Origin of the sequence: Acinetobacter sp. ANC 5600, from assembly GCF_002018395.1 — a bacterium.
Lineage (GTDB): Bacteria > Pseudomonadota > Gammaproteobacteria > Pseudomonadales > Moraxellaceae > Acinetobacter > Acinetobacter amyesii.
In genome coordinates, this window is the sequence record NZ_MVKW01000002.1 from 574,928 (window position 1) to 586,377 (window position 11,450).

Genomic DNA, 11,450 nt, shown 5'->3' on the forward strand with positions numbered 1-11,450 from the left:
AGTATATGCTTACTCATACCCGTAATATTCAATCGTCTCATTTTTAAATTTCTTCTTTTGTGATAAATCAAACTCATCAAAATATTCACCAACAAATCTATTAGGTCCTAAGCCTCTACCTCCTATATTAATAGGCAGATCGTTAGGAGCAAAAGAGTACTTATCAGATGCTCCACCAATAAATGCGGTATAACTATGTGTATATACCACCAGCTGAACAGGAACTACAGGTGGTGTAGGGTTTACATTTCCCATAGTTGTCCTAACTAAGTCAGCATAGGCTTGTTCTTCTAATCCCATCACATCACCACATGTATTTTATATTGTTTATTTAATTCTTCAGTTTCTAACCTAACAAGACCGGATTTATTTAATTTTCCACGTTCAACTTCTTTGTCTGTCTCATCGTAAATAATATATTCCGTACCTGAAGCAAGTTTCTTTCCTTGATGATCCATCACATCAAACCATACGCCATATTTTTGCTTTTCTTTTTCAGGCAAAAATGGAAGCGGCTTATTTACTTTTGCACCCTGTTTAAAATTATGCTGCCCTGCCTTCACTTCAAACTTACCGCTAGTTGTCGGTAATACACCCGCACTACTAATTTCAATCTGACTACCACCAGCTGTCAGTACTATTTTCTTACTGGCTTTAATTTCGACTGTATCTTCCGTGGAAATAATTTGAATACCCTTTCGTGCAATCAAATCCGCCCCATCTCCTTGGGCTTGGATTTCAACTTTGCCTTTGCCTGCATACGCACGTAATCCTTCTTGTGCTGCAAATAGACTGATCTTGCTTTGTGCATGGGCAATTAAGGATTTTTGACTGCTGAGATTGATGCTATCGCCTGCACTTTGGCTGATCTGTCCATCTGCTGAAAGATGAATATCTTCCTGACTACTCACAGCAATTGAGTTTGGTGCAGATAAAATCATCAAGGCTTGTTTAAAGGCATCAGCTTTTTCTTTACTGCCTTTTTCGATTTGTCCAAGGAAGTTTTTCAGATTATCTAAGACTTCAAGTGGGTCAGTTTGTTGATTTTTCGCCACTTCACTTAAGGCTTTGCTGCTGTTTAAGTTGGCTTCGATTTGTTCTTTTGCAGCTTGTGCGTCGAGGTGCATTGCTGCTGCTTGTTGTTGTGGGTGTGTGCTGACAAGGAGCCCTTGACCTGCACGCACTGCGCCCCATTGATCGGTTCTCAGTTCAAAGCCTTCGCCTCTTCCCTCACTTTCTGCGGTTTCTTTGGGATGACTGAGGTTACCGAGGTTGAGCTGGGTGGCACCATGGGTACTTTGTAATTGTGTTGAGATTTGTCCAGTCGTGTCATCAAAGCGCAGTTGTCCAAAACCTTCACCTTGGACTTCCTTACTTTTTATTCCAGCCAATTTTTTGGTGTCAGGTAGTTTGCCTTTACCATCAAATTGGGTCGGACTGCGCTGTGCCTCATGTATACGCCCCACCACAAATGGTCGGTCGATGTTACCGTCAAAGAAATCGATGACCACGATTTCATTAATGCGTGGCAAGAAGCGTGCGCCATAACCTTCACCTGCCCATGGTGTAAGCACATCGACCCATGCAGAATCTGTGTCATTGTCATTGCTGCCTGCACCACCATCATGGCTGTGGTCATCTCCACGGGTAAATAAGAAGCGGACTTTGATACGCCCCCATTCATCGACATGTATTTCTTCACCACTTGGCCCGACAACTTTAGCCCGTTGCGGATGAGTACTTGGACGGTGTTCGAGTGGGTTATATTCAGGAACCGTCGCAATATTGCGGCGTTGTAATGTGAGCTGATTGGCCTGACGCTCGGCCTGTTCATGGATGGGTTTAATGTTCCACTGACTTTGTTCAATCAGTTGATTGACTTGTTCAGAGAGGTCTTTAGGTAAGTTATTTTGGTTATAGAATTTTTTTTCTGTGATTAAAAATTGTTTGTCTGCACCACTGTGTTGATCGATTTCTGGGTGTTCATTCAATTCAAACCAATAACCCACTTGGGTATCACGCACGGTCGATTGTGCATTAAATTTTTTCGATTGTAGCTCGTGATAGCGCGTTAGGTTTTGATTCAATTTTTCAATTTGGCTGTTGGATGAAGCCGTAGCTTGGTCTTCGCCTTTTAAGTCTTGCATCCATGCAGGGCTGACATGCCAAGCTTGCTCTAGACTTAAGCTGGCATTGTCTTGGCTTTGGCTATGCTGATGTTTGCTTTGAACTGAACCTGCGCCTTCTTCTTGGCTGAGTCCATCGGCTTGCCAGCGCTGTACATGGACCGCAGTCGGTTGAATGCTACGTTCACCGATCAAACTGGTGATGCTGTCTTGTTTTTCTGTGGCACTAGAACGATGAAAGCGGATACTACGACGGCTGAGTGCTTGATATTGGCTATTGTCATCAATCAGGCGGAGTTTTTGTTTTTCAATTTGGGCTGAGGAATGCGGCACTTTCAACTGTGCTTCATCGATGAGCCAGTTGATACCCTCACTGCGCCAAAGTCGCGTTAAAAAGTCATAATCGCTTTCATTCGACTGCATGATGAAAGGTCGTACATCATAGTTTTGGCTTAAACCGCTTAGATCTAGCGTTAGACTGGCAGCAAAGAGCGGACTTTTGCTTTGCCATTCTTTAAAAAGAGTCTCACTGACATCACGCACCGATTTGTTCATAAACACACGGCTGTTGCGGCGCTTATGCCACAGCGATGTTGCATCTTCTAAAGTGAGTTTATATAGCGTGAGTGAACCGTCACTCTGCCCTTGGGTGGCTTCGGTAATAATACCCGTGGTACGGAAGAGTTCGCCCTGATCGGTCACTTGATCAACGGCAACTTGTGCGCCAATAAATTGTTTTAGTGGAATAAGTGCATTAGTAGATAGGCAAATCAAAGTCGCTTGCAGGCCTTGGTTTAAGACATGCTCCCCATCAATACGTTGAATAAAAAGCTCATCATTCAACGCAGGGTTGGAAAATTGCACATGAATGGCACGTTTTTGAGCGGATAAGCCTAATTTTTCAAGTATAAGAGCAATCGAATTTAACATTTTAAAAGTCTGTTTTTTAAACTTTGTATAATTATGCTGCGAATGATATAGGCTAGCCATCAGACTTGACCAGCCTATTTTATTAATAATAAATGTAACATATTAATAATTATTATTTTTTACAATCTCTTAAATTAACCTTTCTGAACCAAATAATGGAATTCTTTATTTCCATTTTCATCAAGACGTTCTTCTTGAAGCAAAAGCTCATGCCCTAAATGCATACAAAATTTCGGAATATCCCAAGAGGTCGAATTATCTGTTGCAAAAACCTCAACAATATCGCCCGATTTTGATTTACGAATGGCTTGATGCAACATCATCACAGGCTCAGGGCAACGTAAGCCACGGGTGTTTAATTGAATTGATGGGGGCACAGAAGGCTCAGACATTAGAAAACTCAGCATTAAAATCTAAGGCTATTTTAGCATAATCCTGAAGACTGAATGTTAGCTTGAAAAATGCAGGTGAAAGTCTCTTAAAATGACTTGATCGCTCATCATCTAGATCAACATTAACAATAGACAACTGTATTTTCTACGGTATGATAAAATCATCATTTATTAGATATTAAGAGTCTTTAGGAAAGATCATGCAAGAGGAATCCGGCCCGTCGTGGGGCATGCGCGGCTTACGTAAATGGCTGGGCACTGCACCAGAAACCCGTGACGAACTGTTGAAATTGGTACAAGATTCACGTCGCTTCTTAGAACCCGATACAGTTGCCATGCTCGAAGGGGTACTCGACTTACCTGCAACTAAAATCCGCGAGGTCATGACCCCCCGTACTGCGATGATCAGCTTGCAAGAAGATGATGAGCTATTAGATATTTTGCATGTACTTGTTGAATCTGCACACTCACGTTTCCCAGTGTTTTCCTCAGACCAGCCAGACAATGTTGTCGGTATTTTGTTGGCCAAAGATTTGTTGCCATTTTTGACAGAACCGACCACCAAAGTCGATATTCGTGCATTAATGCGTCAACCCTTATTTGTACCCGAGAGCGCGCGTTCTGACCAAGTTTTACGTATGTTAAAAAATACCCAAACCCATATCGCTGTAGTGATTGATGAATATGGTACAACTTCAGGTTTAGTGACTTTAGAAGATATTCTTGAAGAAATTGTAGGTGAAATTGAAGACGAACACGACAAAGTCGATGAAGAAGCTCAATTTATCATTCCAGATGAAGATCCACTAAGTGCAAATACATGGTTGGTTCAAGCACTTACACCAATTGAACACTTTAACAATCTTTTAGATGCTGATTTTTCAGATGATGAAGTAGAAACTGTGGGCGGCTTACTGCTACAAGAAATGGGCTTGGTCAGTGATTTACAAGGTCAAGTGATTGAACTTGAAAACTGGGAGTTTACCATTTTGGAGGCAGATGCACGTACCATTCATCTGATCCGAGCTGTCCGTAAATGAGAACCTACTTTGATAAGCTGCTAAACCACTCACAACAAAAAAAACAGCTACCTTTCATCTATCCTTTGCTGATCGCATTATTTTCAGGTGCCATATTCAGCTTGTCGCTGGCACCTTATCATTATTGGTGGTTGGCAATTTTATCTCCAGCCCTGTTGTATGCCTGCCTAAGTCAACGTGCACCTAAACAATCGTTTTTCATTGGTCTAGCTTATGGCTTTGGCTTATGGTTTGTCGGGGCTTTTTGGCTATATACCTCAATCCATGTCTATGGTGATACCAATTCAGCACTCAGTGTTTTGATGATTGCCATTATGGCGATTGTGATGGGGCTGTTTACCGCAGTTCAGAGTTGGCTCTACCGCCGCTTCTTTCCAGAAACCCCACTGACCTTTGCGCCACTGTGGGTGTTTTTCGAGTGGAGTAAAACTTGGGTCTTTACCGGTTTTCCATGGCTGTTTGCAGGTTATGCCTTTACTGAACGGTTCCTCGATGGCTATGCGCCATTATTCGGGATCTTTGGGGTGTCTTTTGCGGTCATTTTATTGGCCTGTGCCTTAGTTGAAATCCTGCGTAAACGCATATTTTGGATTGTTCCATCTGCCCTTGTTTTGCTCGGCGCATGGGGTGCAGCGCAACTGCAATTTGTTCAGCCTAAAAATGAAAAACCGCTGAGTGTTTCCTTAATTCAAGGCAATATTCCACAAGATTTAAAATGGTTAACAGAATACCAAGCTCAAACCTTAATGAAATATGCGTCATTAAGTCGGACCGAATGGGGGCGTGATGTCATTGTTTGGCCGGAATCCTCCATTCCAATGTTCCAAACCGATATTGAGCCGTTTCTGGATGCGATGAAAGTCCAAGCCAATAAAACAGGGACGGCTTGGGTGACAGGTATTCCCTATTGGGATTTAGCGGAATCACAGCAAAACCAACACCCTATGTATTACAACACCATCATGGCAACTGGTGATGAATCTTCTGGTCTATATAAGAAGCAACGCCTAGTTCCGTTTGGTGAATACATTCCGCTTTCAGGGATGTTAAGTTGGGTACTGCCTGCCCTACAAAATGACCCGTCGATGAGTGGCTTTTCACGTGGTGAAAATAACCAAAAGCCTTTGAATATTAAAGGTCATGATTTAGGTGCAGCGATTTGCTATGAAGTGGCTTATCCCAACTTAACGCGCCGTAATGCCAGTCAAAGTGATTATCTGGTGACCATTTCCAATGACGCATGGTTTACTGGAACAGCGAGCCCGCATCAGCACCTACAAATGGTTCAAATGCGTGCCAAAGAAAATGGCCGTTGGTTTATCCGTGCAACCAATACCGGCATTACCGCCTTTATTGATCATAATGGTCACATTGTGAAGCAGGCACCGATGGATAAAGATGCGGTACTGCGTGGTGATTTACCCGCCATGCAAGGCGAGACACTTTACACACGCTTAAGTGATTGGCCTGTGTTGATTTTCTCATTCTTGTTATTGGTTCTCGGTTGGATTTATCGCCCGCGTAAAGTTGATATTTCTTTTAAATCACGCCGTTAATTCCGCTACAAAAGATCAAAAAAACCGAGCCAAAGCTCGGTTTTTTATTGATAAACTTTCAGGGTGCCAGTTCACCCTACTTTTTCAAAGTAACTTGGTGCCTAGGGGAATCTCTGCCTCAGGCACACAAAGAGCAACATGCCCATCTGCATTATGAAAGCCTGTGACCAAACACTCTGACTGGATCGGACCAATTTGTTTTTTTGGAAAATTCACGACGGCAACGACCAATTTTCCCAATAGATTTTCCGGCTGATATAGCTGTGTAATTTGCGCACTGGATTTTTTAATGCCCAGTTCCTCTCCAAAATCCACATGGAGAATGTACGCGGGTTTACGTGCTTGCTCAAAGACTTCAGCCTGCACAATTTTCCCCACACGTAATTCAACTTTCAAAAAATCTTGCCAATCGATCTGTTGCATTTTTCCCTCTTTCTTTTCTTTGTTGTACTTCATCTAACTATCTAAGATCTGATATGTAAAGATTATAAAAATTTCATTCAGGCTGACCATATGTGAAACAGACATTCGATGCGTCAAAACGGACAAAGCAAGGTTATGTTATAGCGCGTATCATGTAGAAGTATGCCTTGATGTACGCTACGAACTGTTCATTAACACGAGACATAAAAAAACTGGAGCAAGCTCCAGTTTTGAAGGTTTAATTTTGGGGTTATAACTGCGTAACTAAATAGGAAAGCATGGCAGCTAAAGATACCATTGGAATATATCGATAAAGACGAACAACCAGTTGTTCGATGGCAGATGCATGTTCTTGTTTTAAATTTGCCACAGTCGCTTTTAATGCAGACCAAAAACTTAAAGCCAGTAATGAACTCATTAAGCTCATGGCAAAGAAGCCCACCATAATTTGGCTACTGCCCTCAGTGCTTTGCCATAAATACACAATGCCTTGACTGATCGGCAGAATACTTAAAATCAAAAGAACAGATTTCAGCATAGACCAATGAAATTGGTTAATTTCATCCGTTAATAATAATGCTTTCATACTATCCTCCATGGCTAAAAAAGTACCATAAAAGATATTATGCTCGGTTTTATTTAAATGAAAAGCCTATATTTATTCATATTTTGCGATTATTGTAATCAATAAAATTGGGAATAATTCTTATTATAAATATCACATATTTTGCATTATTTTATTTAAAGTAAATTCAACAACTTAATATTAATTTTATAATTAAGATTTATTATCACTTCACTCAATATTGAAACATCACTATTAAGTGAAGTGATTAATTCCATTAAAACTGAATTTATAATTATTCTCAGTTAGTGTTTATAGTAAATATCGGCATCATTTTCTTCACCGCCAGACTGACCATCCGCACCAAATGAATAAAGATCATAAGGACGGCCTTCAGAACCTGGAATCACATATTGAATGTCATTGTCCCAACTGTCTTTTGGATAGCCACCTTTGATATAGCCACCCGGCAACCAGTTTTTAGCAGACTCAGGTTTAGTGACCAAAGCATTTAATCCACCGTCTTGCATTGAAGGGAATTTACCATTATCCATTTTGTATTGATCTAATGAGCCAGCGACACTTTTTAAAGTAATGGCCGTAGTATCAACTTTGGCTTTTTCACCACGGCCCATCACGTTCGGTACAATCAGCGCAGCCAAAACACCTAAAATGACAATGACCACCATCACTTCAATTAAAGTAAAACCTTGTTGCTTCATATTTTTTGTCTTCACTTGCATGTTACAAATCTCTATTCACATCATTGTTCGAATGTCTTAAATCATATTATTCATATTCACGATTGGCAGCATCACAGCAATCACGATCACCAGTACAATGCTCGCCATAAATACCAACATCAGCGGTTCAAGCAACGCCAATAAAGTTGAAATTAAAGTCGTCACTTCTCGGTCTTGCATCGTCGACGCACGTTCTAGCATCCGGTCTAATTCGCCTGAACTTTCACCACTTTTGATCATTTGTACCATCATCGGTGGGAAATAACCACTTCGCTCAAGCTGTGTTGCTAAATTACCACCTTCTGTTACTTTCTCTGCCGCAAGGTTGACCGAATCTCGAATCACCCAATTATTACTGACCGCTGCGCCAATTTTTAAAGCATCGACCAATGGCACGCCAGACTTGGTTAAAATCGACAAGGTACTGGCAAAACGAGCGGCATTAATGCCTTTAGACAGTTTGGAAAATAACGGTAATTTCAAGGTCAATCGGTCAAAGGCATAATGTCCCGCCGCTGTTCTGAGGAATCGAACCAAGAGAAAAATCGAGACTACGCTACCAACCAATAAAAATGGCCAGGCCATTCGAATAAAATCACTGGCTTTCATTAAAGCGACCGTTATCCACGGCAAGGCATCTTTGCTTTGGTCAAAGGTTTTGACAATATCTGGGACCACATAGGTCATGAGTCCCATCACAATACCGAAAGACATTAACATCAGGATGATGGGATAAATCATCGCACCCTGCACTTTTTTTTGCATGGCGAAGCGGTTTTCGGTGTAATCGGCAAGTTGGTCGAGAATGAGATCGAGATGACCTGAACGCTCACCTGCTGCAATCGTGGCAATATACAGTTCCGGAAAGCGTCCCGCTTGTTGTAGTGCGTTGGCTAAAGAATGCCCTTCCAAAACTTTAGAACGCACCGACATCAACAGGTTTTGCACATGGGCTTTTTCGTTTTGTTTTCCCACAGCACGAATCGCTTCTTCTAATGGAATCGCAGCGGCAACCAAAACTGAAAGTTGGCGAGTCAATAAAGCCAAGTCATAGGCATTCAGCCCTTTTTGAAACCAGCGCTGCTGCGCGTGTTTGTCTTTTTGCTCTATCGGATCGACAGCAACTGGAATGAGTGACTGATCTCTGAGCTGTTGACGAATTTGACGCGCAGAATCACCCTCAAGTACACCCTTCTGCTGCTTCCCTGAAGCGTCTATGGCAGTAAACTGATATGCAGGCATTGTAATGCTCTAATTTTCCAAAATTTCTATCAGCGCAGTTGCGTCTGACCATCAAAATCATTCATATTCTTAGATATAAAATATGAGCTCACTCTAACACAACTCCTTTACGATCACGACGAAATTTAATCAGGAACTTATCCACGTTTTATGGCAAATTCAGCGAGCATTGCAACACCTATTTACCGCGTTCGAGTCGCCGTTCCGGTATATTTATACGACTGCTTCGATTACAGCTTAAGCCAAGAGCAATACCAACAAGCTGAAGTAGGTGCACGCGTTGCTGTATCTTTTGGTCGGCAAAATTTGACCGGCATCATCGTGGAAAAAATTGCACCCGATGCACCACTCAATTCAAGCTTTAAACTCAAGGCCATTACTGAACTTCTTGATGATCGTGCCATTTTAGATGAGAAAGTTTTAAATTTATTGACATGGTCTGCACAGTATTACCAATTTCCGATTGGTGAAGTGATGCAAACTGCCCTTCCGACGCTGTTACGCCAAGGAAAGCCCTATAATTTATTGGCACGGACATGGAATCTGATTGACCATAATGCTGAAGCCAAAATTAAACGTTCAGAGCGTCAACAAGAAGCGTATAAAATGCTAAAATTACATCCCACAGGCACAGGTGAAAATCTTTTAAATTTGTCAGGTGTGGAAACAGCAACACTCAAAGCCTTAGAGAAAAAAGGCATCTGCGAATGTGTGTTAGCAGAACAAGACTTTAGCCCGATGCCGATGAGCATGGCGCAAATGCCACTTACAGCAAACCCTGACCAAAAAAAAGCGATCGATAGCGTATTAAAAGCACGTAAAAAATATCAGGCCTTCCTGCTCGATGGCTTAACTGGCAGTGGTAAAACTGAAGTCTATTTACAAATCATGCAAGAGGTTCTCAAGCAAGGCAAACAGGTCTTGGTTTTAGTTCCTGAGATTGGACTCACCCCACAGACCATTAGCCGCTTCCAATCACGTTTTCATTGCAATATTGCCCTATTACATTCGGGGTTAAACGATTCAAAACGTATGCAAGCTTGGCAAGCTGCGCAAACAGGTAAGGCGTCAATTATTTTAGGCACACGTTCTGCGATTTATACGCCACTGCCTAATCTAGGTTTAATTGTGATTGATGAAGAGCATGATCTGTCCTTTAAACAACAAGAAGGCTTTCGCTATCACGCTCGGGATGTCGCACTTTATCGTGGGCATCTGGAAGAATGCCCCGTAATTTTAGGTTCTGCCACGCCTAGCATTGAATGCTATGCCCTTGCCAAACAAGGCAAGATGACAATTTTGGAACTAAACCAACGCGCAGGCACCGCGGTCATGCCGAAAATGCACATCCTTGATCTGAAAGTGGCACAGAAACAGCATGGAATTAGCCAATTATTAATTGGTGAAATCCGTAAGCGCCTTGAAAAAAAAGAGCAAGTATTGGTGTTTTTAAACCGCCGCGGTTATGCACCTGTACTGATTTGTGAAAGTTGTGCATGGCAGGCCAAATGTCCACACTGTGATGCCAATTTCACGGTTCATCGTACACCTTATCAACATTTACATTGTCATCACTGCGGCACCATTCACCGTATGCCAGATCACTGTCCACAGTGTAATCATCAGGAGCTCAAATCTATTGGGATGGGCACAGCCAAAGTTGAAGAAAGTTTAAATGAGTTGTTTCCTGAACATGACATCATTCGAGTGGATCGTGACTCAACCAGCCGCGTTGGTAGTTGGCAAAAGATTTATGACAAAATTCAAAAAAGTGAGCCTGCTATTTTGCTTGGTACGCAAATGCTGGCCAAAGGTCATCATTTTCCTTACGTCACCTTGGTGGCGATTTTAGATATCGATTCAGGTCTGCTGAGTGTGGACTTCCGTGCCATCGAACGTACCGCTCAACTCATTGTGCAAGTCACAGGGCGTGCCGGCCGTGGCGAACGTAAAGGCGATGTATTCCTACAAACATTAAGACCCGACCATCCGCTTTTGAATATTTTGGTCAATGAGAACTATCGAAAATTTGCCAAAGAAACCATGAAAGAACGGGAAATGGCACAAATGCCACCGTTTCGCTATGCCGCATTGGTACGCTGTGAGTCAAAAAACCAAGAACTCAATACTGAATTTTTACAGCAACATGCCCAATTGCTGCGTCAGGACTCTGCTGGAATTATTGATATTTGGGGGCCGATTCCTGCCCCGATGGAGCGCAAAGCCGGACGTTACCAATCCCACATGGTTTTACTGTCTACAGATCGTGCGCGCTTACATTATTATCTGCGTTATTGGTGGCAAAACATCTTGCATAACAAGCCATCAAATATGAAATTGAGCCTCGATATAGACCCACAGGAACTTAGTTAAACGCGTACAATTCAGTCTGAAAATATCAGTCATACTGAATTGCAACTTTCGACCAAAAAC

At 42.1% G+C, this 11,450-nt stretch carries 10 protein-coding genes; 3 read left to right on the top strand and 7 right to left on the bottom strand.

Annotation, left to right across the window (positions count from 1 at the left end; all coding sequences use genetic code 11):
• Nucleotides 1-9: 9 nt before the first annotated feature.
• The 3 genes from B1201_RS17160 to tusA all read right to left on the bottom strand — a co-directional run bounded on the left by B1201_RS17160 (nucleotide 10) and on the right by tusA (nucleotide 3,448).
• The gene (locus B1201_RS17160; protein WP_228144758.1) at nucleotides 10-300 is read right to left on the bottom strand and encodes a hypothetical protein; all 291 of its coding nucleotides are present in this window, start codon (nucleotides 298-300) and stop codon (nucleotides 10-12) included.
• Nucleotides 300-3,056, bottom strand: a complete 2,757-nt coding sequence (locus tag B1201_RS06585; RefSeq protein WP_078192878.1) for a type VI secretion system Vgr family protein — start codon at nucleotides 3,054-3,056, stop codon at nucleotides 300-302. The genes B1201_RS17160 and B1201_RS06585 overlap by 1 nt, the downstream gene beginning before the upstream one ends.
• A gap of 134 nt (nucleotides 3,057-3,190) precedes the next feature.
• Nucleotides 3,191-3,448, bottom strand: a complete 258-nt coding sequence (gene tusA, locus B1201_RS06590) for a sulfurtransferase TusA (RefSeq protein ID WP_078189780.1) — start codon at nucleotides 3,446-3,448, stop codon at nucleotides 3,191-3,193.
• A gap of 200 nt (nucleotides 3,449-3,648) precedes the next feature.
• Here tusA and B1201_RS06595 point away from each other — a divergent pair, with 200 nt between their 5' ends.
• Both B1201_RS06595 and lnt read left to right on the top strand, forming a co-directional pair.
• The gene (locus B1201_RS06595; protein WP_078189781.1) at nucleotides 3,649-4,488 is read left to right on the top strand and encodes an HlyC/CorC family transporter; all 840 of its coding nucleotides are present in this window, start codon (nucleotides 3,649-3,651) and stop codon (nucleotides 4,486-4,488) included.
• The gene (lnt, locus tag B1201_RS06600; RefSeq protein ID WP_078192807.1) at nucleotides 4,485-6,044 is read left to right on the top strand and encodes an apolipoprotein N-acyltransferase; all 1,560 of its coding nucleotides are present in this window, start codon (nucleotides 4,485-4,487) and stop codon (nucleotides 6,042-6,044) included. Before B1201_RS06595 ends, lnt begins: the two co-directional genes overlap by 4 nt.
• 84 nt (nucleotides 6,045-6,128) lie before the next feature.
• Here the strand turns inward: lnt and B1201_RS06605 are convergent, their stop codons facing one another.
• The 4 genes from B1201_RS06605 to gspF all read right to left on the bottom strand — a co-directional run bounded on the left by B1201_RS06605 (nucleotide 6,129) and on the right by gspF (nucleotide 9,017).
• On the bottom strand, nucleotides 6,129-6,467 hold the full coding sequence (locus B1201_RS06605; protein ID WP_078192808.1) for a tRNA-binding protein: 339 nt from the start codon (nucleotides 6,465-6,467) through the stop codon (nucleotides 6,129-6,131).
• A 250-nt stretch (nucleotides 6,468-6,717) separates the two neighbouring features.
• The gene (locus B1201_RS06610; protein ID WP_078192809.1) at nucleotides 6,718-7,053 is read right to left on the bottom strand and encodes a hypothetical protein; all 336 of its coding nucleotides are present in this window, start codon (nucleotides 7,051-7,053) and stop codon (nucleotides 6,718-6,720) included.
• Nucleotides 7,054-7,337: 284 nt separating this feature from the next.
• Nucleotides 7,338-7,775, bottom strand: a complete 438-nt coding sequence (gene gspG, locus B1201_RS06615; protein WP_078189784.1) for a type II secretion system major pseudopilin GspG — start codon at nucleotides 7,773-7,775, stop codon at nucleotides 7,338-7,340.
• Between the two features lie 36 nt (nucleotides 7,776-7,811).
• The gene (gene gspF, locus B1201_RS06620; protein ID WP_078189785.1) at nucleotides 7,812-9,017 is read right to left on the bottom strand and encodes a type II secretion system inner membrane protein GspF; all 1,206 of its coding nucleotides are present in this window, start codon (nucleotides 9,015-9,017) and stop codon (nucleotides 7,812-7,814) included.
• 150 nt (nucleotides 9,018-9,167) lie between these two features.
• On the opposite strand from gspF, the gene B1201_RS06625 reads away from it, so the two are divergent.
• Nucleotides 9,168-11,390 carry a primosomal protein N' gene (locus tag B1201_RS06625; protein WP_078192810.1) on the top strand — a complete coding sequence of 741 codons (2,223 nt, stop codon included), beginning with the start codon at nucleotides 9,168-9,170 and terminating at the stop codon, nucleotides 11,388-11,390.
• Nucleotides 11,391-11,450: the final 60 nt, after the last annotated feature.